This window comes from Nocardia sp. 348MFTsu5.1, assembly GCF_000383535.1.
In the GTDB taxonomy this organism is placed as follows: domain Bacteria; phylum Actinomycetota; class Actinomycetes; order Mycobacteriales; family Mycobacteriaceae; genus Williamsia; species Williamsia faeni.
On the sequence record NZ_KB911509.1, the window covers coordinates 438,201 to 459,566 of the forward strand.

Consider the following 21,366-nt stretch of genomic DNA (forward strand, 5'->3'; position numbering starts at 1 on the left):
CTCGCCGCTCCGACTACACCCCGGCGTTGGCGTCCTGCTTCTTCTTCAGTTCCAGAGCGATGTCGATCAGCTGATCTTCCTGGCCACCAACAAGTTTGCGGTTTCCGGCCTCGATCAGGATGTCAGCAGCGCTGACGCCGTACTTGTCGGCATGGCCTTCCGCATGCTTCAGGAACGAGCTGTAGCAACCCGCGTAGCCCATCATCATCGACGGACGATCGACCAGACATTCCGTGGGCATCACCGGCCGGACCACGTCCTGCGCGGCGTCCGCGATCTTCATGAAGTCGACGCCGGTGGTGATGCCGAGTTTGTCGCAGACCGCGACGAATGCTTCCACCGGAGTATTGCCCGCACCCGCACCGAACCGGCGGACCGACCCGTCGATCTGCTGGGCCCCGGCCCGCACGGCGGCAACCGAATTGGCGACAGCGATATCGAGGTTCTCGTGGCCGTGGAAGCCGATCTGCGCGTCGTCACCGAGTTCGGCCCGCAACGCCGACACCCGATCCGACACCTGCTCGAGAACCAGGGCACCGGCCGAATCGACCACGTAGACGCACTGACATCCGGCGTCGGCCATGATCCGCGCCTGCTTGGCAAGGACTTCCGGCGGCTGACTGTGCGACATCATCAAGAAGCCCACCGTCTCCAGACCGAGCTCACGGGCGAGCCCGAAGTGCTGGATCGACACATCGGCCTCGGTGCAGTGGGTGGCGATCCGGCAGATCTGCGCCCCGTTGTCCTGCGCCGCACGAATGTCGTCCTTGATGCCCAGACCCGGCAACATCAGGAATGCGATCTTCGCCGACTTCGCGGTTTCCACCGCCGCCTTGATGAGTTGCTGCTCAGGTGTTTTCGAGAAGCCGTAGTTGAAGGACGAACCACCCAGTCCGTCACCGTGCGTCACCTCGATCACCGGTACTCCGGCACCGTCGAGGGCGCCGACGATGTCGCGGACCTCCTGTTCGGTGAATTGGTGCCGTTTGTGATGGCTGCCGTCGCGCAACGACGAGTCGGTGATGCGGATGTCTAGAGTGTCGCTGAACTTACGAGGATCGTTGATACCGAACATTGCTCAGACACCTACCTTCTTCTGCGCTGCGGCCAGCTTCTGTTTGGCGATCTCTTCGCCCACCTTCGTGGCGGCGGCGGTCATGATGTCGAGGTTGCCCGCATACGGGGGAAGGAAATCGCCGGCTCCTTCGACCTCGACAAAGATCGACACCCGGGCCATGCCGCCGTTGCCGACGCTCGGTGCATCGAACTGGGGATCCTGCAGCAGCCGGTATCCCGGCACATACTCCTGGATCTCCTTCTCGCGCTTGTGGATCGCTTCGGCGATGGCGTCGATGTCGGCATCTTCCGGAATGGCGCAGAAGATGGTGTCGCGCATGATCATCGGCGGATCGGCCGGATTGAGGATGATGATGGCCTTGCCGCGATCGGCGCCGCCGATGGTCTCGATGCCGCGAGAGGTGGTCTTGGTGAACTCGTCGATGTTGGCGCGGGTGCCCGGGCCTGCCGACTTGGACGACACCGACGCCACGATCTCCGCGTACACCACCGGCACCACCGACGACACGGCGTGCACCATCGGGATGGTGGCCTGCCCGCCACAGGTGATCATGTTGGTGTTCGGTGCATCGAGATGCTCGCGCAGGTTGGCCGGCGGCACCACCGCAGGTCCGATGGCCGCGGGGGTGAGGTCGATGGCGGTGATCCCGGCAGCCTCGTATTTGGGTGCGTATTCACGGTGCACGTACGCCGACGTCGCCTCGAAGATGATGTCGGGCTTCTCGGCTGATGCGAGTAATTCGTCGGCGCCGCCCGACATGGTGATCAGCCCAAGGTCCGCGGCCCGTTTCATGCCTTCGGACTCCGCATCGATGCCCACCATCCAGCGGGGTGAGATGACCTCTGAGCGTGCGAGTTTGTACATGAGATCGGTGCCGATGTTGCCCGATCCGACAATTGCGGCGGTGATCTTGTCTGCCATGTGTCCTCCTGACGTAGAACTGTTCTCGGTGTGAGAGTCGGCCGGTGATGTCGCAGTTACTATGTGAAATCCAAAGTCACACTTCCCAAGCCGACGAAGTCGGCCACAAAGTGGTCCCCGGAACGAATATCGATCGCCCTGGTCGCGGTTCCGGGCAGGATCACATCGCCTCTGCGCAGTCTGACCCCGAAACTCTCGACCTTCCTGGCCAGCCACGACACCGCGTTGAGCGGATGGCCGAGAACCGCGCTGGAATTGCCTTCGGCGATCAGTTCGCCGTTGCGGTGCAGGGTGGCGTCGATGTCGCCGGTGTCGATGTCGGCGATCCGGACGCGCTGCTCCCCCAGGATCCATCCGCACGACGAGGCATTGTCGGCGATCGTGTCGGGCAGCGAGATCTTCCAGTCCCGGATCCGGCTGTCGATGAGTTCGATGGAGGGCACCACCCATTCCACCGCCGCGATCACGTCTGCGTTGGTGCATCCGGCGCCGGGCAGATCTTCACCGAGGATGAATCCCACCTCCACCTCGACGCGGGGATAGCAGAACTTGCCCGCGTCGATCGGGGTGTTCTCGTGGTACTGCATCACGTCGAGCAGATGGCCATAGTCGGGTTCGTCGACACCCATCATCTTCTGCATCGCCTCGGACGCCAGACCGACCTTGTGCCCGGCGACCGTGGCACCGGCGGCCAACCGCTTCCTGATGTTGATCAGCTGGATCTCGTAGGCGTCGGTCACGTCGAGATCGGGGTACGCGGTGGCCGGTGGATCGATCGCCGCAGCCTGCTGCTCTGCCGCCGCCAGATCATCGGCGATCTCCTGGCGGAGCCGGTCGGAAATGGTCACAACTTGCCTCGCTTCTCAGTTCGAGCAGAATAGAACGTGTTTCCATTTTGGAGCATCGGAGGTCTCGCCAACCCATTCCAGGCTGGTATAGCCTGCCTGTTGAGTCAGTTTATAACGTGTTCTACCTTGCGGGTGGAAGTCCGCAATGCGCGAAGGGGCAATTCATGACTGGTCCGGACAGCGGACAGGGCAGCACAGAGCCGAACCTCGGGGACGAAACGTATGACGTGATCGTTGTCGGCGCCGGCGGCGCGGGCATGAGCGCCGCCATCACGGCCGCGGCACACGGACTGAAGACGGTCATCGTCGAGAAGTCCCCGTATTGGGGCGGGTCGACGTCACGCTCGGGCGGTGGCGTGTGGATTCCGGACAACCGGATCCTGCAGCGTGACGGAGTGAAGGACGACCGTGAGGCCGCCCGCACCTACGTCCGCTCGATCGTCGGAGACGTGGTCTCGCCCGACCGCATCGACGCCTATATCGACCGCGGTCCCGAGGCACTCGACTTCCTGATGGAGCACTCGCCACTGGAGCTCGAATGGGTCAAAAACTACTCCGACTACTACCCGGAGGCACCGGGTGGACGCGTCGGTGGGCGTTCCTGCGAACCCAAGCCCTTCGACTCCCGCAAACTCGGCGCCGACTTCAAGACCATGCACCCGCCCTACACGAAGTCCCCGCTGAACGTGGTGGTGATGCAGTCGGACTACCGCTGGCTGAGCACCGGGCTGCGGCACTGGAAGGGACCGCTGCGTGCCGTCAAGGTCGGCATGCGGTTCATCTGGGCGAAGCTGACCGGCAAGAAGCTGATCGCGATGGGTGCCGCCCTGATGTCGGAACTGCTCCTCGGAGTTCGGCAGGCCGGAATTCCGTTGCTACTTGGTACCGGACTGGTGGACCTGGCGACGGAGAACGGCCAGGTTGTCGGGGTCGAGGTCGAATCCGACGGAGTCAAGCGCACCCTGCGCGCACGCCACGGTGTGGTGCTGGCCTGCGGCGGTTTTGAGCACAACGACGAGATGCGGCACAAGTATCAGCGCGAGCCGATCGGTTCGCAGTGGACAACCGGAGCCGAGTCCAACACCGGCGACGGCATCAATGCCGGTCTCAAAATCGGTGCGGGCGTGAGCTTTATGGAAGATGCGTGGTGGGGACCGACCATCCCACTCCCCCGCGGCCCCTGGTTTGCACTGTCCGAACGCGCGTTGCCGGGGAGCATGATGGTCAACGACCGCGGTCAGCGATTCATGAACGAATCGCTGCCGTATGTCGAAGCGGTCCATCAGATGTACGGCGGCGAGTACGGCCAGGGTGATGGCCCCGGCGAGAACCTTCCGTGCTGGCTGGTCTTCGACCAGACCTACCGCAACCGCTACATGTTCGCCTCGGTGTCCGGACGGCAACCGTTGCCCGGCAACTGGTTCAAGTCGGGTGTGATCACCAAGGCCGACACCATCGAGGCACTGGCAGAGAAGATCGGCGTACCGGCCGACGGCCTGACCCAGACCACGAAGCGGTTCAACGAGTTCGCCGCAAAAGGCGTCGACGACGACTTCGGTCGCGGTGTCAGCCGGTACGACCACTACTACGGCGACATCACCAACAAGCCGAATCCGAGCCTCGGCCCGCTGGAGAAGGGCCCGTTCTACGCGGTCAAGATGGTGCCCGGCGACCTCGGCACCAAAGGTGGCATCAACACCGACGCCGCCGGCCGCGCCCTACGGCCGGACGGATCGGTCATCAACGGTTTGTACGCCGCAGGCAACACCAGTGCACCGGTGATGGGTCACACCTACGCCGGACCCGGCGCAACCATCGGTCCGGCAATGGTTTTCGGCTACCTTGCCGCTCTCGACATCGCCGCACAAGCACAACAGGATCGAGTACAGGAAGAGAAGGCCGGCTGATGGCAATCGATCCGGATATCGCGCTGGGCGCCGTCGTCTCGAAGGAGACGTACAGCTGGAACGCCTCGGATGTCGCGCTTTACAACCTCGGGGTGGGCGCCGGCGCCGATCCGCTGGATTCCGCCGCCCTGGGATACTTCGACGACAATCACCCGAAAGTGTTGCCGACGTTTGCCACCGTCGCGGCACATTTCCACGACACCGAACCGCCGAAGGTCTCCAAGCCCGGCGTCGAGATCGATCTCGCAAACGTGGTGCACGGATCGCAGGAAGTGTTGGTGCACAAGCCAATTCCGGCAGCCGGCACCGCGACGACCACGATCAGGATCATCGAACTCCAGGACAAGGGTTCGGCCGCGGTGATCATCGAGGAGTTCACCACCGTCGACGATGCCGGTGAGCCCCTGTGGACCGCCCGTTCGTCGATTTTCGCCAAGGGTGAAGGCGGCTTCGGCGGCGAGCGGGGCGAGTCCGACAAGGTCGTCTACCCCGACCGCGAACCGGATCACGTCATCGAGGCCAAGACACTTCCACAACAGGCCTTGCTCTATCGGCTGTGCGGCGATCGCAACCCGCTGCATTCCGACCCCGGGTTTGCCGAGAAATCAGGCTTCCCGCGGCCGATCCTGCACGGACTGTGCACCTATGGGACGGTGTGCCGCGCTGTTGTGGACACACTGCTCGGTGGTGATGTTGATCGAGTTCAGCGATTTGGCGCCAAGTTCGCCGGGGTCGTGTTTCCCGGCGAGACGCTGCGAATCAAGGTGTGGGAGGACGGATCTCGCCTCCTCATCACGGTGACGGTGGCCGACCGCGACGACGCGCCCGCGCTGGGCAATGTCGTGCTGACGACGTTCGGCCACGAGGCCTGACGTCTCCCGGCCCGATTTCGGGTCAGGCAGCACTCATGAATATGGCGACTAGGCCGACGAAGATCGCGGCCAAGGAGCCCAGCAGGGTGAGGACTCGCCAGATACGTAGTTTGATGACAGGGGTGTTGTTGACGTGAACTGAGGCCATCGGATTCCCTCTCTAATGAACATGGCCAGCCCGGCTGGGTCGGTCGTCACCAGCAACCTCGAGAAGTTGTGTTACCAGCGTGATTAATGTGACACATGAGACGTGTGATACAGGTGAGCGACACCCGACACCAGTGATAACAATTACACAACACCAACAGTTGGCTAGAACAGGTTCCACTCGCCTAAATTAGACAAATGGACACTTCTGGGGGAGCGCCGACGCAAGACAAGCTCGGTTTTCGCGCGATCTGGCTGATCGTGGTGGCCTGTGCCGCACTGAGCATGGTCATCGCGGCGATGGCCTCCCTGAACACCGCGATCCCGGAGATCGCACCGGCAATCGGGGCCAACTCCAATCAGGTGACCTGGCTCATCGACGGATACACGCTCGCCATCGCCGCCCTCCTGCTTCCCGCGGGTGCGATCGGCGACCGGTACGGACGCCGAGAGGTGCTCGTAGGCGGACTTGTCGTCTTTGCCATCGGATCACTGCTCCCGATCTGGGTGTCCAACCCTGACCAGTTCATCGCCGCCCGGGCGCTGACCGGCGTCGGGGCCGCGTTTGTCATGCCGGCGACGCTATCAGTCATCACCGCCGGTGTCCCCGAAACCAAACGCCATCTCGCCGTGAGCATCTGGGCCGGTGTCGGGGGTTCCGGCGGTATCGCCGGATTCTTTGTGACCGGCGTGCTCCTGGAGTTCTTCAGCTGGGAATCGATCTTCCTCACCTTCGGCATCTCCGCGGCACTCACCACAGTGCTGGCGTGCACGATCCCGACGTCCAAGGACTCGACAACCCACAGGTTCGACTGGATCGGTTCGTTCACCTCGGCAGCCGGCATCGGTCTACTGGTCTTCGGACTCATCGAGGCACCCCATCGAGGGTGGCTCGATCCACTGTCGTTGCTCGCACTGATCGGCGGACTGGTGCTCATCGGGGTGTTCTGGTGGTGGCAGCTGAAAAACACCGACCCGCTGCTCGACGTCCGGCTGTTCAACAACCGAGCCTTTTCCGCAGGCACCCTCAGCATCACGGTGCAATTCCTTGTCATCTTCGGAATTTTCCTGGTGCTGCTGCAGCAGTTGCAGCTCGTCTTCGGGTACTCGCCTCTCAAGGCAGCGGTCGCCCTGCTTCCGATGGTCATATTGGTGATGGTGTTCTCACTGGTCGGGAACTGGCTGACCACGAAAACAAGCCTGCGACTCATTCTGGTGTTCGGCATGGTGGCGATGGGTGTCGGCGCTATCTATCTCGGCGCGGTCCACCCCGACGACTACAAGACCATCGTCGTCGCCATGCTCATCCTGGCCGTCGGACTGGGTATCGCGACGGCGCCGTCGACCACCGCGATCATGGTCAACACACCCACCGACAATCAGGGTGTCGGTTCGGCAGTGAACGACACCGCCCGAGAACTCGGCTCGGCCATCGGCATCGCGGTCGGAGGAAGTCTCTTGGCCGCCGGTTACACCCAGAACATCGCGCCCGTTGCCCAGGACGCCGAGGCCTCGATGCAACAACTGTCCACGCAGCTCGACGCCGCTGGGCAAACCGCGCAGGCCCAGGAAGTTGCGGCAGCCTCTGAGTCCATCGGCGAGCACATCACCAACACCCTTGCCGAAGCACTTCAGGTCGCAGCGCAACTGTCGCCGGTCGATCCGGAGCTTGCCGCACGCATCAGCAGCGGTGCCATCGACGCCTTCGAAGGTCCGATGGGCACGTCCTGTATCGCATTGGGCGGCGTCTGTCTGGCAGCGGCAATCGGCTTGGCGTTCCTGACCCCCAAGCAGATCGACGACGGCACGGCCGAACGTGCTGCCGCCGCAGAGCAGGCCAAGGCAGACATCACCGAGTGACGTCGGCGGGTAGCCGCCCGGCCGCAAGACGTGGTGGTGCTGCCGCCGCAGCACGTCTGGACGGCAGCACCCCGCGGATTTCACACTATGGAGTTGTCAACGGTACATGCGCGGTCCCGACGAGAAGCCGGGTGCGACAAGGGAAGTCAGTGTTCGATCGACCTGCAGTGTCAGGCGGCGAGGGTAAGCGTTCGACGGTTGTAGGCCGGTAGCGGTTTTCGAAGTGGATCGACGTCGGCCGGCGGGATCAGCCACGGATGGCCGTCGTCGCCCATGATCACGTCCCAGTCGGTGTTGTGGACCGCCATGTGGCAGGTACGGCACAACAGGCATCCGTTCTCCAGGGTCGTGGCGCCACCGTCCACAAAGTGCTTGATGTGATGGCAGTCCGACCAGGTGGCATGTGCACCGCATTTCACGCAGCAGGCATCGCGGATGATGATTGCTTTCCGGACCAGTCCGGTGAACAGGCGTTTCGGTGGACTGATATCGATCGGGACTTGCTGCCCGCCGAGGGTGATCGAGGTGATCGAGGAATCACAGGCCAGCGCAGCGGCAGTTGCTTCGGTGACCGGCCCCATCCAGGGCAGCGAGGAAGCCTCGGGATGGTCGGCGGGCACGGTCACCATCACCTCGGTCCGCGGCGCGGACACCAACGTCTGGCCACCACCACCACAGTCCAGGAGTTGATGTAGCGCATCAGCGCGACGCTGCGTCGGGGTTCGCGCGTCGTCAGAACCATCCGGTTCAGGACGTGCCCTGGACCAGAAGTCCAACGCGGAGAACAACTTCTCTCCGATCACCGCATCAACGTCGAACTTGCCGACCAGGCGTCCGTCGCTGACCGCATAATCCACACTGTTCAGTGACCGATCTTCTGCAGGCGGTGGCCCACCGGTGTCCCTGGCCACCTCGTTCCCCAGGGCTCGGGCTGCCGCGCCGATCGCAGCCGGTGGGGCTCCGGAGATGGCGTGGCTCAACAGTTTCCGCTCAGCACCAACCCGATCCACGTCCGTCATCGGATCCTGCGACCGGTCGACGACATGTGCAACACCCTTCACCACCGCATCCACATGCTCGGAGGACAGGAACCCGTCTCGCGAATAGCCGGCGGTGCGATCCAAATCAGACAATCCCGAACCGATGCGTAGCCACCGATACGCCGAAGCTGGCGCGGCACCGTTGGCCTGCAACAATTTTACTGTTGTCGACCCCGCTTTGCGCGCCATACCCGATGCATCGATCACCCCAGCACACACTGCAAGTTGATGATCGGCCGCGTTACGCAGAGTGATCAGGTCTTTCGTCATACCCAGCACCGCCTTGGGGTCATCAGGTATGACCAGGTCGACCAGGGAATCGACCATATCGAGCAGTCGCATCACAAACACCTCCAGGCACGAAGCAATAGGAAGGTTGACCAATGCTCTTGGGAAGGTGTTTCTTCGACTCGTCGTAGTCTCGATGATCAACTGATTCCAGAGTAGCTGATCGAACATACCTTCGCAAGGCTGATCTGCATCAATTTTCCTCGCGCACAACAGCTTCCGCAGTAGTGCACGCCTGTCTCACGCGGACACAGCCCGCGGCGCCGAATCTATCAGCACCGTCTGACAGGAGAATCTGGCCAGACCGAGGACCACGCCTTGCCGCCACCCGGGCCACCTGCTATTCAGCATTGCTATGTACTGGTACTCGGTGTAACTTGGTACCAGTACTCAGCAACACAGACTAGACAGAGGGGGTGAGTGATGGGCAATCAGATGACGGAGATGCTCAAGGGCACGCTCGAGGGCATTGTGCTCGCGCTGCTGGCCGATCGTCCCGCTTACGGATACGAGATCACCACGCTGCTGAGGGAGCAGGGATTCTCGGATCTCGCCGAAGGCACCGTCTACGCCTTGCTCATTCGCATCGAGCAGCGAGGCTTCGTGGATGTGGTGAAGGTGCCGTCCGAGAAAGGGCCGCCGCGGAAGGTGTATTCGATCAACGCCCAAGGGCGCGAACAACTCAACGAATTCTGGACCACATGGAAGTTCCTCACCGAACGTATCGAACGACTTCAAGACAAGGAGACGTAATCATGACCAACTGGATGACGAAAATCGTCGGCTCGCTCGAGCAAAAAAGGGAGTACAAGAAGCACCAATCACGCATTGATTCGCTTCCCGAGCCCTACCTCACGTCCGGGAAAGCCCTCCAGCGGTACCTCACGTACTACGGAGGTCTCACCGACGGCGAGACGATCGTCAAGATGCTCGGCGACTTCGTCGACCTCTGGGAGCGAGCCGCCGTCGACGGCACCCCGGTCCGCGACATCGTCGGCGACGACCCGGTCGAATTCGCCGAGACGTTCGCCCAGGCCTACAACGGACGGCAGTGGATCGACAAGGAGCGCGCCCGCCTCACCAAGGCCTTCGAAGACGCGGAACGAGGCCAGAAATGACCGCGGCCGCAGCGATCCGGGTGCAGGGTCTGGAGAAGTCGTACAACGACTTACATGTGCTGCGCGGCGTCGACTTCACGGTGCCTACCGGCAGCATCTTCGCCCTGCTCGGCTCGAACGGGGCGGGCAAGACCACGGTCATCAAGATCCTCGCGACCTTGCTCCGACAGGATGCCGGCACTGCAAGCGTGGACGGCTTCGACGTCGCCGCGCAGCAACAAAGTGTGCGAGAGTCGATCAGCCTCACCGGACAGTTCGCTGCCGTGGACGAAATCCTCAGTGGCCGAGAGAATCTCGCACTGGTCGCACGGCTACGGCATCTGAAGAGCCCCGGCACGATCGCCGGCGAACTGCTCGACCGCTTCTCGTTGACCGAGGCCGGCGACCGGAAAGCCTCGACCTATTCGGGCGGAATGCGCCGCCGCCTCGACATCGCGATGAGCCTCATCGGGAACCCGCCTGTCATCTTCCTGGACGAACCGACCACCGGGCTCGATCCCCAAGCGCGCCTTGAGGTGTGGAAGACGGTGAAGGAACTCGCCGACACCGGCACCACTGTGCTGCTCACGACGCAACACCTGGACGAGGCCGAGTATCTCGCCGACCAGATCGCGATCCTCCACGAGGGCCGGATCGTCGTCAGCGGCACGTTCGCCGAACTCCAACAATTGCTGCCGCCCGCGAAGGTCGAATACGTCGAGAAGCAGCCCACCCTCGAGGAGGTCTTCCTCGCAATAGTCGGCAAATCCCCTACGAGCCGGGAGGAATGATGATCACCACCGCGCACTTCTACAAAGACACCACTGTCCTGACGGGGCGGTCGCTGCGCCACATCCTGCGCAGTCCGGACACCATTATCACCACAGCGATCACCCCGGTCGCACTCATGCTGCTGTTCGTCTACGTGTTCGGCGGCGCGATCGACACCGGTTCAGGGTCGTACATCGACTACATGCTGCCGGGCATCCTGCTCATCACGGTCGCGTCGGGTATCGCATACACCGCCTACCGCCTGTTCATGGATCTGCATGGCGGGATCTTCGAACGATTCCAGTCCATGCCGATCGCACGGTCCAGCGCGCTGTGGGCACACGTACTGACCTCACTGGCCGCCAACCTGGCCTCTGTCCTGATCGTCATCGGCATTGCCGTCGTCATGGGATTCCGTACTGGGACGGGCGTGCTGGGGTGGCTCGCAGTCGCCGGCATCCTCACCCTGTTCACCCTGGCGTTGACGTGGGTCGCCGTGATCGCCGGTCTTTCCGCAAAGACGGTCGACGGAGCGAGTGCCTTCGCCTACCCGCTGATCTTCCTGCCGTTCATCAGTACCGCGTTCGTGCCCAGCGAATCGATGCCCGCGCCGGTGAAATGGTTCGCCGACAACCAGCCGGTCACAGCGATCGTCACCACGATCCGCGACATCTTCGCCCAGCACCCGGTCGGCAGCGACATCTGGATCGCCCTGAGCTGGTGCGTCGGCATTCTCATCGTCGCGTACACCGTCGCGATGTCCGTCTACCGACGCAAAATCAGCTAGTACCTCAGCTGCTCACGGCACCTGACACAGAAGCATCCAGTGCCGTTTCCTTTGCCCACCGGTAGTCGGCTTTGCCGGCCGGAGTGCGCTTGATCTCGTCGACCAGCACCAGAAGACGGGGAATCTTGTAGCCCGCCAGCATGGTTCGGCAGTGTTCCTGGATGTCGTCGAGCGTCGGTTCGGGCTTGTCCGGACGGACCGCGACCACCGCGGACACCTTCTGGCCCATCCGCTCGTCGGGCGCCGCGACCACCAATGCGTCGGCGACCGCGGGGTGCGCGTGCAGCGCGGCCTCGACCTCTTCGGCGAAAACCTTTTCGCCACCGGTGTTGATGCACTGAGATCCACGTCCCAGGAAGACGATCGTCCCATCGGCCTCGACGTGTGCCATGTCGCCGAGCACCGATACCCGGGTGCCGTCGGGCAGGGTGGGGAACGTTCGCGCAGACTTCTCCTCGTCCCCGTAATAGCCCAGCGGTACATTGCCGATTCGCGCGATCATCCCGACCTCACCGGAGCCGGGTTCGATCACTTCGAGCTTCTCGTCGAGGACGGTCATCTTCGGTGAGGGAGGCATCGCCAGAGTGCCGTCTTCGCGGACCTCGAAGGCGCCGTCATTGCCCGACTCAGACGCGCCGAAGTTGTCTCGCAGCAACAGATCCGGCTTTACCGCACGCATCCGTTCCCGCACCGCGACCGACCAGATCGCGCCGCCCGAGGTGATCGAGAACAAGGCCGACATGTCGACCTCGTCCTTCAACTCGGCCATCGCGTCGGCCAGCGGCGAACCCATGCCGTCACCGACGATCAAGATGACGTTGACCTTGTCCGACTCGATCGAGCGCACGACCTTCTCGGGGTCGAATGATCGCATCAGCACCAGGCGCGCACCCAGGGTCAGGAACGTGAACAACGAATACAGTGCTGCGCCGTGCATCAGCGGTGCCGCGATCAGGAACGCCAGCTCAGGGAATTCCTTTGCGGCGGCGGCAACTTCACCGAGATTCTTCCGCGGATTGTTGTCCTCGTACGGGTTACCACCCGACAGCGGTTTGTGGAAGAAGTCGTCATGCCGCCACATGACCCCCTTGGGATAACCGGTGGTGCCACCGGTGTAGAGCACCCACAACTCATCGCCCGTCCGGGGTTCGAAATCGCGCACATCCGAATGACCCTCCGGTGCGAAGGGTGCCACGGTCACACCGGCCTGCGCCGCGGCATCTGCCAGCGAGTCCGCGACCTCACCGATGACCAGGACGGTCCGCAGGGTCGGGATCTGCCCGATGATCTGCGCCAGGTTCTCCTGATGTTCGGTCTCCTCGACAACAATCGCGACCGAGTCGGAGTTCTCGAAGATGTACAGCAGCTCCGCCGGGGTGTACCGGTAATTGACGTTGATCGGGACGGCGCGCAGTTTGATGACACCCAGAATCGTGGTGACGTGCTCGAGACTGTTCTTGAGGAACAGTGAAACGTGCTCGCCCGCCACGATTCCGTTGGCCGTCAACAGGTGTGCCACCTGGTTCGACTCGCGTTCGAGCAACTGGTAGCTGTGATCAACGCCCTCGTAGGTCAGCGCGATCCGCTCGGGAACAGCATCCGCGACGGTTTCGAAAACATCGGCAAGGTTGAATGCCATCTGAGAAATCTCCTATGCGATGAGAACTGAGCAAGAACTATGCGGTGAGGACAAGACCGCTCGTGGGGACTCCGGTGCCGGCGGTGACAACCACTTTGTCGGCCCCGTCGACCTGATTGACCGATACGCCGCGAAGCTGCCGGACGGCTTCGGCGATGCCGTTCATCCCGTGGATGTACGCCTCCCCGAGCTGTCCGCCGTGGGTGTTGAGCGGCAGCCGGCCACCGACCTCGAGCGCACCGGGTTCGCGGACAAGGTCTTTGGCCTCTCCCCGGCCACAGAACCCCAGCTCCTCGAGCTGCATCAACGTATACGGCGTGAAGTGGTCGTAGAGGATCGCCACGTCCATGTCGTCGGGACGCAGGCCCGACTGCTCCCACAATTGCCTGCCCACCAACCCCATTTCGGGAAGTCCGGCGATATCGTCGCGGTAGTAGCTGGTCATGATGTATTGGTTCTCGCCGCTGCCGGACGCGGCCCCCGCAATGATCACCGGCGTGTGCGGCAGGTCCTTGGCGCGCTCCGCCGACACGACCACAATCGCCACGCCACCATCGGACTCCTGGCAGCAGTCGAGGAGATGCAGGGGCTCGGCGATGTACCGCGAGCTCTGATGATCGTCGAGTGTGATGGGTTTGCCGTAGAAGAACGCTTCGGGATTGACGGCCGCGTGCTTCCGGTCAACCACTGCAATCTGGCCGAAATCCGAACTGGTGGCGCCATATTCGTGCATGTATCGCTGCGCCACCATCGCAACAAATGCCGCCGGGGTACTCAGTCCGTGCGGATAGCTGAAGGCGTTGTCGGTGCCCGACGAGTTGTCCTGCGCGACCAGCGAGGTGTTCACCTGACCGAACCGCATGCCCGACCGCTCATTGAAGGCACGGTAGGCGACAACCACATCGGCGACACCGGTGGCCACAGCCATCGCCGCCTGTTGCACGGTGGAACACGCCGCTCCCCCACCAAAGTGGATGCGAGAGAAATACTTCAGCTCACCGATACCCGAGGCCCGGGCGACGGCGATCTCGGTGTTGGTGTCCATCGTGAAGGAGACCAGCCCATCGACGTCGGCCGGTGTGAGGCCGGCGTCGGCGATCGCAGCGGTCACCGCTTCGGCAGCCAGCCTCAGTTCGCTGCGACCCGAACTCTTGGAGAAGTCGGTGGCCCCGATACCGACGATGGCGGCCTTGCCGGACAACCCACTCATCGACTCACTCCCGCTTCACTTTTCCCGGCCGCTTCACTGATCTCGGTGTGGTCCATCACCAGTGTCACCACCGACGTCACGTGGTTCCCGAGGCTGTCCTTGCCGACGACGTCGACCGTCACCAGACCGTTGTCCACCGCACTCACGGTGCCGCTGAGCGTCAATGTGTCGTAGGCATACCAGGGCACGCCCAGTCGCAGCTTGATCGACCGGATCTGCGCGCGCTGCCCAGCCCAGTCGGTGATGTACCGCTGCACCAGCCCGGTGTCGGTGAGGATATTGACAAAGATGTCCTTCGACCCCTTCTGGTGCGCGAGGTCGCGATCGTGGTGAACATCCTGAAAGTCCCTGGTGGCCAAGGCCGTCGAGACCACAAATGTCGGCGTCGCGTTCACCGTGAGCACCGGTAGTTCAACACCGACTGCTACAACAGGAGGGATGGCGGGGGGAACACTCACGACTGCACTCCTGTTCCGGCGGGTTGCCATGAATACAACGTCCAGGCGTCGGCATCGTCTGCGGCCGGAAAGTCAAGGAACTCAACACGTACCGGCAGTCCGATGCTGACCTGCGCCGGGTCGATCCCGCGGAGCTCACCGAGGAGCCGGACACCTTCTTCGAGTTCGACCAGCGCGACGACAAACGGCACCGAACGTCCGGGAACCCTGGGGGCATGGTGCACCACGTAGCTGTAGACGCTGCCCAGACCGGAGGACACCACGTAGTCGGTGTCCTGCCCCTTGGCTTTCCAGATCGCCGGCACCGGCGGATGGCGGAGCGATCCGTCCTCGAGCTTCTGGATGCGCAGCTCATGGTCACGGACACCGTCCCAGAAGAACAGCGTGTCGAGAGAAGGCGTGGGGCGCATCATCTTCGCCGGGTCGAAGTCGGCGGTCGGTGACCCGAGGGACGAGATCACCGAGTTGTCGGCCGGCGGTTCGGGATCCTTGGCCGGTGGCCGGAACTTGAGAATCCGGAAGTCCATCTCGGCGACCACCTCGTCACCGACCTTCCACGTGTTCCTGGTGGTGAAGAACCAGCCTTCACCGAGACCGGTCTGCTTGGGCCCCACCACATCTGTCAGCGAGGCCTCGATCGTCACCTCTTCGCCCGGCTTCGTGTAGCGGTGATACGTCGAATCGCAGTTGGTCGCAACCACCGACGTGTAGCCGGCCTCGTCGAGAATCTCGGTCACCCGACCGAGTGGGTCGTCGTCGGCGCGCGCTCTGGTCAGTCCGCGCATCGTCCAGACCTGCGCCATCGCCGGTGGCGCGACGATGCCGTCATACCCGGCGGCGCGCGCGGCGTCGTCGTCGACGTAGATCGGGTTGGTGTCCCCGATGGCTTCCGTCCAGTTGTTGATCATGGCCGTGTTGATGGGATCTCGGCCGGCCACCGGGGCGCTCGTGCCCGCGGCCCGGACCTCGTCCGTGGCCGCGATGATCGCAGAAGCATCAACGGTTGTCATGGCAAGACTCCTCTCAGCGCTTTCCACGGGGCAGCCCGAGGCCGGCGGTGGCGATCATCTCGCGCATCACCTCGTTGACCCCGCCGCCGAACGTGATCACGACGTTGCGTTTGGCCTGGACGTCGAACCAGTCGGCGAGTGCGGCGGTCTCCGGATCGGAGAAGTCACCGTGGCGGCCGAGGATCTCGTCGATCAGCCGGTGCACGTGCTGTAGCCGTTCGGTGGCAAAGACTTTCGTCGCCGCCGCGTCCGCCATCGAGATCGAGTCGCCGCCGGCGGCGACCTGCCAGTTGAGCAGCTCGTTGACCCGGTAATAGGCGTGCAATTCGGCCAGAGCACGTTTCACGTCCCCATGCTTGGCGGGTACGGTGCCGTCGGGCCCCGGCCGCTGCGCCCACTCGGTGATGCGCGCCAGAAGTCCGTCGAGTCGTCCGGCGGGACCGAGCATCACACGCTCGTGGTTGAGCTGCGTGGTGATCAGACGCCAGCCACCGTTGACCTCACCCACCACCATGTTCGCCGGCACGACCACATCCGAGTAGTACGTGGCGTTCACATGATGGGCGTGGTCGGCGGTGATGATCGGAGTCCAGCTGTATCCGGGGTCGGTGGTGTCGACGATCAGGATCGAGATGCCCTTGTGCTTCGCCACGTCCTTGTCGGTCCGGCACGCGAGCCACACGAAGTCGGCGTCGTGGCCGCCGGTGGTGAAGATCTTCTGCCCGTTGACGATGAACTCGTCGCCGCGACGGACCGCGGTTGTCTTGAGCGAGGCCAGATCTGTGCCCGCATCGGGTTCGGTGTAACCGATCGCAAAGTGGACCTCGCCGGCGAGGATGGCGGGCAGGAACCGCTGCTTCTGCTCGTCGTTGCCGTAGAGCTGCAGCGTCGGTCCCACCGTTTGGAGTGTCACCGATGGCAACGGGATGTCGGCGCGCGCGGCCTCGTTGACAAAGATCTGCTGCTCGATGTGGCCAAAGCCGCGGCCGCCGTACTCCTTTGGCCACCCGACCCCGAGCCAGCCGTCCTTGCCCATCTGACGGATCACCTTGCGATAGGAGGGTCCGTGGCGCTCGGTGAGCATCACCTGCGCGTCGTCCGGCGAGATCAGTGTCGAAAAGTATTCGCGCAGATCGAATTTGAGTGCGCGTTGTTCGGGTGTGAGATCAATGAACATCGGTTTACGCTCCTGCCTCTACCTGCTCGGCCAGCGCGTCGAGGCGACTCGTGGGTCCCCCGACCAGACGCGCCAGGTCCTTGGCGATCGAGAAGTACCGGTGCAACGGGTATGTGAGGTCGACGCCGATGCCACCGTGGAGGTGGACCATCGTCCGCATGGTCGCCGGGATCTCCTGTGCCAGCCAGTACGTCGCCACGGCCAGGTCGGAGCCGGCATCAAGGCCCTCGGACAGACGCCAGCCGGCTGCCGTCGTTGCCAGCGTCATCGACCGGGCCACCACGTAGATGTCGGCGAGTTGCTGCTGTACGGCCTGGAACGTCCCGATGGGCTTGTCGAACTGAACACGCTCGGTGACGTGGGTGGCCGTCAGCTTCATCGCGCCGGCGATCAAACCGTCGGCGTAGGCGGCGATGCCGAGCGAATGATGCTCGATGAGCCAATCCGGATCACCCTCGACGACATTCTCGACCGGTACACAGTCGAATTCGACTGTGTACTCGCCCCATCCGGACGACGAGGTCGTCCGCGTGATGGTCACACCCGCGTGGTCGGCGGCGACGATGGCGACACCTGCGTCGGTGGCGACAAGGAGTGCCGAGGCGCCTTCGGCATGCAGCACACCGGTTTTCGTGCCGGTCAGCTTCCCGCCGGACACCCTGGTGTGGGGCGTGGTCGTCATGGCCGCGCCCGGCTCGTTGATGGCTACGGCGAGCCACCCACCGGATTGCACAGCTGCACCGAGCTCGGCCGCGAGTTCGGGGGCCCGCGCGGCCAGTGGCGCCAGCCCCGAGATCAGGGTGCCGATGGCCGGCGTGACGGCTGCGGAGCGCCCGAGCGCGGTGGCGACCGGGGTCAGCCCACCGACACCGACGTCGTCACCGCCCTGGCTCTCGGGCAGCGGCAGGGCGAGCACGCCTCCACCGGCCAGCGCCGCCCACAATGTCGTCTCAAAACCACCGAGATCTGTCAGCTCCGCGTCCCAGACCGTCTCGTGCCGCTCCAGCACGGAGTCCATGACATCGCTCACAGTTTGGGCGGTGGAATCCAGCGTGAAATCCACGTTCTACACCCCTCCAAGAAATTAGAACCTGTTCTAGTTGTATCAGACGAACGCGACGTCTGTTTCGACTTGCGTCAAGCTGCATCCGGACCTCACCGGGGCAGGCCCAACAACCTCTCGGCCGTCGCCGTCAGCAGGATCTGCGTGGTGCCGCCTGCGATGGACAGGCACCGGTTCAGCAGGAAGGTGTCGGCGGCCGCGGACAGGGCCAGCCCTTCGCTGCCATGCAGTTGCTGGGCGAACTCCGGCACCGATTGCCGGTGCCGAACCCCGATGAGCTTGCGGACACCGGCCACCGCCCCGGGATCGGTCCCGTTGATCGAGCCGAGCACCGACCGCAGGTCCAGGACCTGCCCGAGCTGCGCCTGCACGATGAGCTCACCGAGACCTTCGGTTTGCGCAGCGGTCAGGACCGAGTCACCGATCTGCTCGAGGAGCGCTTCCATCTCCTTGCCCAGGGCGGAGCCACCCATCGCCACGCGCTCATTGGCCAGCGTCGTCCGAGCCAGCCGCCACCCGTTGTTGACCTCACCCACCACGCAGTCGTCGGGGACGAACACGTCGTCGAGGAAGACCTCGTTGAACAGGGAACGACCGGTCAGCTCACGCAGCGGCCGCGTCTCGATGCCTGCCGATGTCATGTCGACGAGGAAGTACGTGATCCCCTTGTGTTTCGGCGCATCCGGATCCGTGCGCGCCAGGCAGATGGCCCAATCGGCGTCATGCGCGTGCGACGACCACACCTTCTGCCCCTGCAACCGCCATCCGCCATCGACCTTGGTGGCCTTGGTGCGCAGCGACGCGAGGTCCGAACCCGCGCCCGGCTCGGAGAACAACTGGCACCACGTCACCTCACCGTCGAGCGTCGCCTGCACAAACCGTTCGCGCTGCACGTCCGTGCCGTGCGCGACGATCGTGGGGATCGCCCAGCCGGCGATGACCAGATCCGGGCGCCGCACCCCGGCCCGGTCGAGTTCAGAATCGATGAGCACCTGATGCGAGGCGTCGGCACCGAGGCCGTACGGCTCGGGCCAATGGGGCGTCAGGTATCCGGTGGCCGCCAGTGCGCGCCGACGATCCGGCTCTGCCGCAATCGATTCCACCTGTGCTCTGACCTGTGGCCGGTCGCGCTCTGCCTCACCGAGCTCGATGGTGAACCGGCGACGAACCCCGGCCCGGTTCAACTCCGCGACCCGGCCACGCCACTGCCCCGGATCACCGAGCTGGGCCTGCCAGGACAGAGCCCGGCGCAGGTAGAGATGCGCATCGTGCTCGAAGGTGAACCCGATGCCACCGAGCACCTGGATGCAATCCTTGGCGTTCGCCACCGTCAGGTCGGCGACCACCGCCGCCGCAGCCGCCGCACTGATCTCCAGCTGTTGGGTTGCCGCGTCGCGGTCGGCCGCTTCGGCTTCCGTGAGTTCGTCGATGGCCTCGGCGAGGTCCCAAGCCGCGGCGCCGACCTGCTCGCTGCGGCAGAGCATTTCCGCGCAGATGTGTTTGACGGCCTGAAAGCTCCCGATCGGTGCCCCAAACTGCTCGCGCACCTTGGCGTACTCGACAGCGGTATCGAGGCACCAGCGGGCGACTCCGGCCGCCTGGGCGGCAATGCCTGCGATCACCGTGGCCCGCACAAACGAATCCGACACGTGCAGCACCTCGTGGGCGGGTATCCGGACCTGCTCGAACCGGACCCGCGAGAGGTCCATCGAGAAGTCGACGCCCTCGACCTTCTCTGCAACCACGCCCGGGGTGTTCGGTTCCAGCAGGACCCACCGATGACTTCCGGCGATGTCCACCTGCGCCAGCAACGCGACACCGTCGGCATAACCGGCAACCAGTCCGAGATCGCCGTCGGCCGACAGGACCCCCCGTTCAGGTTCGGTCGCCTGGGCGGCTTCGCCACCGGTCAACACGCCGGTACCGATCGCAACCCCCACTTTCCCGGCCAGCAACTGCCCGAGTAACGCGTTCTCATTCGGAGCACCCGCCACCGCCGCAAGCAGAGCCCCGATCGCGGTTCCCGCCACCGGGCCCGGGACAAGATCGTGACCGGTTCGCTCGAGCATGACGGCGAGGTCGATGAACATCGCGTCCATTCCGCCGAGACTCTCGGGAACCGCGGCCGCGAATACACCGAGTGCGGCCAGTTCGGGGAACAGTGCAGGCCAGGCGTCGGCCTGCACGTCAGACCCAGGCTCGGCCGCACGGACCGAGGTGATCGCCGACACCTTTTTGGACCATTGACCAATTGCGTCGGCCACAGCGGTATGTTCTTCAGTGGTAGCGATCGTCATAGACCTGAACATCCTGACTCGTCGGAGTTGTCGGTACGTCGTAGAACCTGTTCTAATATTGCACGTTCGACGCATCAGAATGAAGGGGGTTGCGGCACGCGACGACAAATCGCATTTTGGGTAATAGCGATTAACGTGTAGTTGGCCAGATGCATTTCACGGTCAGGCGCACACCAGGTCCCACCGGGGCGCACAGACGAAAGAGGTCAGACCACTGATGGCTAGCCCGAATCCGACCGGCGATTCGGTCAGCAACGCTGCCGTCGCTCCCGAGGTCGACCTCGGCTCCAACGCCCAGCGTGAACGCCGGCGCCGCATCCTCGACGCGACGCTCGCACTCGCCTCCAAAGGCGGTTATGACGCTGTGCAGATGCGTGCTGTCGCCGATCGCGCCGACGTTGCCGTCGGAACCCTGTACCGGTACTTCCCGTCGAAAGTGCACCTGCTTGTCACCGCACTGGCCCGCGAGTTCGAGGCCGTCGAGGCCCGCGCCGACAAGACCCGCCTCCGCGGCGACACGGCACTCGAACGGCTGCGCCACGTCCTGGACATGATCACCCTTGCGATGCAGCGGGATCCGCTGCTGACCGAAGCCATGACCCGGGCGTTCATGTTTGCCGACGCCTCGGCCTCGGCCGAGGTCGACAAGGTCGCAACCATCATCGACCGGCTGCTGGCCAACGCCATGGTCGAGGGTGAGCCCACCGACATGGACCTGAAGATCGCCCGCGTCGTCTCCGACGTCTGGATGTCGAATCTGGTCCAGTGGCTGACCCGCCGGGCCTCGGCCACCGACGTCACCAACCGCCTGGAACTGACGATCACCCTCCTGCTCGCCGGCCGCGACAACGACGCCGCAGACAAGTAGTCACCAACCCCGACCGTTGTCTGCCACG

The 21,366-nt window shown here is 63.7% G+C and carries 20 protein-coding genes; 8 read left to right on the forward strand and 12 right to left on the reverse strand.

The features are described 5' to 3' along the window. Positions 1-13: 13 nt before the first annotated feature. From dmpG to H290_RS0102085, 3 genes are read right to left on the reverse strand one after another with little or no spacing between them, the layout of a single operon-like run. Positions 14-1,075 carry a 4-hydroxy-2-oxovalerate aldolase gene (gene dmpG, locus H290_RS0102075; protein WP_020105096.1) on the reverse strand — a complete coding sequence of 354 codons (1,062 nt, stop codon included), beginning with the start codon at positions 1,073-1,075 and terminating at the stop codon, positions 14-16. A gap of 3 nt (positions 1,076-1,078) precedes the next feature. After that, the gene (locus tag H290_RS0102080; RefSeq protein ID WP_020105097.1) at positions 1,079-1,999 is read right to left on the reverse strand and encodes an acetaldehyde dehydrogenase (acetylating); all 921 of its coding nucleotides are present in this window, start codon (positions 1,997-1,999) and stop codon (positions 1,079-1,081) included. Positions 2,000-2,058: 59 nt separating this feature from the next. Beyond that, positions 2,059-2,847 carry a 2-keto-4-pentenoate hydratase gene (locus H290_RS0102085; protein ID WP_020105098.1) on the reverse strand — a complete coding sequence of 263 codons (789 nt, stop codon included), beginning with the start codon at positions 2,845-2,847 and terminating at the stop codon, positions 2,059-2,061. A 164-nt stretch (positions 2,848-3,011) separates the two neighbouring features. Here H290_RS0102085 and kstD point away from each other — a divergent pair, with 164 nt between their 5' ends. Next, positions 3,012-4,754, forward strand: a complete 1,743-nt coding sequence (kstD, locus tag H290_RS27565; RefSeq protein ID WP_020105099.1) for a 3-oxosteroid 1-dehydrogenase — start codon at positions 3,012-3,014, stop codon at positions 4,752-4,754. Beyond that, entirely contained in the window at positions 4,754-5,626 is an 873-nt protein-coding gene (locus tag H290_RS0102095; protein ID WP_020105100.1) for a MaoC/PaaZ C-terminal domain-containing protein, read from the forward strand. Before kstD ends, H290_RS0102095 begins: the two co-directional genes overlap by 1 nt. 22 nt (positions 5,627-5,648) lie before the next feature. Here the strand turns inward: H290_RS0102095 and H290_RS31895 are convergent, their stop codons facing one another. After that, positions 5,649-5,774: a hypothetical protein gene (locus tag H290_RS31895; RefSeq protein ID WP_020105101.1), complete on the reverse strand. Its 126-nt coding sequence runs from the start codon at positions 5,772-5,774 to the stop codon at positions 5,649-5,651. A gap of 197 nt (positions 5,775-5,971) precedes the next feature. Between H290_RS31895 and H290_RS0102100 the strand changes: the two genes are divergently transcribed. Further along, positions 5,972-7,633 carry an MFS transporter gene (locus H290_RS0102100; RefSeq protein ID WP_020105102.1) on the forward strand — a complete coding sequence of 554 codons (1,662 nt, stop codon included), beginning with the start codon at positions 5,972-5,974 and terminating at the stop codon, positions 7,631-7,633. A gap of 170 nt (positions 7,634-7,803) precedes the next feature. Here H290_RS0102100 and H290_RS0102105 read toward each other — a convergent pair whose 3' ends face one another. Next, positions 7,804-9,015, reverse strand: a complete 1,212-nt coding sequence (locus tag H290_RS0102105; protein ID WP_028462659.1) for an HNH endonuclease signature motif containing protein — start codon at positions 9,013-9,015, stop codon at positions 7,804-7,806. Positions 9,016-9,384: 369 nt separating this feature from the next. Between H290_RS0102105 and H290_RS0102110 the strand changes: the two genes are divergently transcribed. From H290_RS0102110 to H290_RS0102125, 4 genes are read left to right on the forward strand one after another with little or no spacing between them, the layout of a single operon-like run. After that, positions 9,385-9,714 carry a PadR family transcriptional regulator gene (locus H290_RS0102110; RefSeq protein ID WP_020105104.1) on the forward strand — a complete coding sequence of 110 codons (330 nt, stop codon included), beginning with the start codon at positions 9,385-9,387 and terminating at the stop codon, positions 9,712-9,714. 2 nt (positions 9,715-9,716) lie between these two features. Then, on the forward strand, positions 9,717-10,079 hold the full coding sequence (locus H290_RS0102115; protein WP_020105105.1) for a DUF1048 domain-containing protein: 363 nt from the start codon (positions 9,717-9,719) through the stop codon (positions 10,077-10,079). Beyond that, positions 10,076-10,849 carry an ABC transporter ATP-binding protein gene (locus tag H290_RS0102120; protein WP_020105106.1) on the forward strand — a complete coding sequence of 258 codons (774 nt, stop codon included), beginning with the start codon at positions 10,076-10,078 and terminating at the stop codon, positions 10,847-10,849. Before H290_RS0102115 ends, H290_RS0102120 begins: the two co-directional genes overlap by 4 nt. Then, a complete protein-coding gene (locus tag H290_RS0102125) occupies positions 10,846-11,616 on the forward strand; it encodes an ABC transporter permease (protein ID WP_020105107.1) in 771 nt (256 codons plus the stop codon). The genes H290_RS0102120 and H290_RS0102125 overlap by 4 nt, the downstream gene beginning before the upstream one ends. Positions 11,617-11,620: 4 nt before the next feature. Here the strand turns inward: H290_RS0102125 and H290_RS0102130 are convergent, their stop codons facing one another. From H290_RS0102130 to H290_RS0102160, 7 genes are all read right to left on the reverse strand, one after another. Then, entirely contained in the window at positions 11,621-13,255 is a 1,635-nt protein-coding gene (locus tag H290_RS0102130; RefSeq protein WP_020105108.1) for an AMP-binding protein, read from the reverse strand. Positions 13,256-13,292: 37 nt separating this feature from the next. Then, a complete protein-coding gene (locus tag H290_RS0102135; protein WP_020105109.1) occupies positions 13,293-14,465 on the reverse strand; it encodes a lipid-transfer protein in 1,173 nt (390 codons plus the stop codon). Further along, positions 14,462-14,953, reverse strand: a complete 492-nt coding sequence (locus H290_RS27570; RefSeq protein ID WP_051121835.1) for a MaoC family dehydratase — start codon at positions 14,951-14,953, stop codon at positions 14,462-14,464. The genes H290_RS0102135 and H290_RS27570 overlap by 4 nt, the downstream gene beginning before the upstream one ends. Beyond that, positions 14,920-15,933: a bifunctional MaoC family dehydratase N-terminal/OB-fold nucleic acid binding domain-containing protein gene (locus tag H290_RS0102145; RefSeq protein ID WP_020105111.1), complete on the reverse strand. Its 1,014-nt coding sequence runs from the start codon at positions 15,931-15,933 to the stop codon at positions 14,920-14,922. Before H290_RS0102145 ends, H290_RS27570 begins: the two co-directional genes overlap by 34 nt. 13 nt (positions 15,934-15,946) lie before the next feature. Continuing rightward, on the reverse strand, positions 15,947-17,110 hold the full coding sequence (locus H290_RS0102150) for an acyl-CoA dehydrogenase family protein (RefSeq protein ID WP_020105112.1): 1,164 nt from the start codon (positions 17,108-17,110) through the stop codon (positions 15,947-15,949). Between the two features lie 4 nt (positions 17,111-17,114). Continuing rightward, complete coding sequence (locus H290_RS0102155) at positions 17,115-18,173, reverse strand: acyl-CoA dehydrogenase family protein (protein WP_020105113.1); 1,059 nt, start codon at positions 18,171-18,173, stop codon at positions 17,115-17,117. 92 nt (positions 18,174-18,265) lie between these two features. Next, positions 18,266-20,470 (reverse strand): acyl-CoA dehydrogenase, encoded by a 2,205-nt coding sequence (locus tag H290_RS0102160; RefSeq protein WP_020105114.1) that lies wholly within the window; start codon positions 20,468-20,470, stop codon positions 18,266-18,268. Positions 20,471-20,687: 217 nt separating this feature from the next. Between H290_RS0102160 and kstR the strand changes: the two genes are divergently transcribed. Continuing rightward, positions 20,688-21,338, forward strand: coding sequence for a cholesterol catabolism transcriptional regulator KstR (gene kstR / locus H290_RS0102165; RefSeq protein ID WP_020105115.1), 651 nt, complete (start codon positions 20,688-20,690; stop codon positions 21,336-21,338). Positions 21,339-21,366: the final 28 nt, after the last annotated feature.

Bases quoted from the DNA above. Each gene is read 5' to 3' on its own strand.
- H290_RS0102105 (WP_028462659.1), bottom strand. From the start codon at position 9,015: ATGCGACTGCTCGATATGGTCGATTCCCTGGTCGACCTGGTCATACCT.
- H290_RS0102095 (WP_020105100.1), top strand. From the start codon at position 4,754: ATGGCAATCGATCCGGATATCGCGCTGGGCGCCGTCGTCTCGAAGGAG.
- H290_RS31895 (WP_020105101.1), bottom strand. From the start codon at position 5,774: ATGGCCTCAGTTCACGTCAACAACACCCCTGTCATCAAACTACGTATC.
- H290_RS0102130 (WP_020105108.1), bottom strand. From the start codon at position 13,255: ATGGCATTCAACCTTGCCGATGTTTTCGAAACCGTCGCGGATGCTGTT.
- kstD (WP_020105099.1), top strand. From the start codon at position 3,012: ATGACTGGTCCGGACAGCGGACAGGGCAGCACAGAGCCGAACCTCGGG.
- H290_RS0102100 (WP_020105102.1), top strand. From the start codon at position 5,972: ATGGACACTTCTGGGGGAGCGCCGACGCAAGACAAGCTCGGTTTTCGC.
- H290_RS0102160 (WP_020105114.1), bottom strand. From the start codon at position 20,470: ATGACGATCGCTACCACTGAAGAACATACCGCTGTGGCCGACGCAATT.
- H290_RS0102145 (WP_020105111.1), bottom strand. From the start codon at position 15,933: ATGACAACCGTTGATGCTTCTGCGATCATCGCGGCCACGGACGAGGTC.
- H290_RS27570 (WP_051121835.1), bottom strand. From the start codon at position 14,953: ATGGCAACCCGCCGGAACAGGAGTGCAGTCGTGAGTGTTCCCCCCGCC.
- kstR (WP_020105115.1), top strand. From the start codon at position 20,688: ATGGCTAGCCCGAATCCGACCGGCGATTCGGTCAGCAACGCTGCCGTC.
- H290_RS0102125 (WP_020105107.1), top strand. From the start codon at position 10,846: ATGATGATCACCACCGCGCACTTCTACAAAGACACCACTGTCCTGACG.
- H290_RS0102110 (WP_020105104.1), top strand. From the start codon at position 9,385: ATGGGCAATCAGATGACGGAGATGCTCAAGGGCACGCTCGAGGGCATT.
- dmpG (WP_020105096.1), bottom strand. From the start codon at position 1,075: ATGTTCGGTATCAACGATCCTCGTAAGTTCAGCGACACTCTAGACATC.
- H290_RS0102115 (WP_020105105.1), top strand. From the start codon at position 9,717: ATGACCAACTGGATGACGAAAATCGTCGGCTCGCTCGAGCAAAAAAGG.
- H290_RS0102120 (WP_020105106.1), top strand. From the start codon at position 10,076: ATGACCGCGGCCGCAGCGATCCGGGTGCAGGGTCTGGAGAAGTCGTAC.
- H290_RS0102135 (WP_020105109.1), bottom strand. From the start codon at position 14,465: ATGAGTGGGTTGTCCGGCAAGGCCGCCATCGTCGGTATCGGGGCCACC.
- H290_RS0102150 (WP_020105112.1), bottom strand. From the start codon at position 17,110: ATGTTCATTGATCTCACACCCGAACAACGCGCACTCAAATTCGATCTG.
- H290_RS0102080 (WP_020105097.1), bottom strand. From the start codon at position 1,999: ATGGCAGACAAGATCACCGCCGCAATTGTCGGATCGGGCAACATCGGC.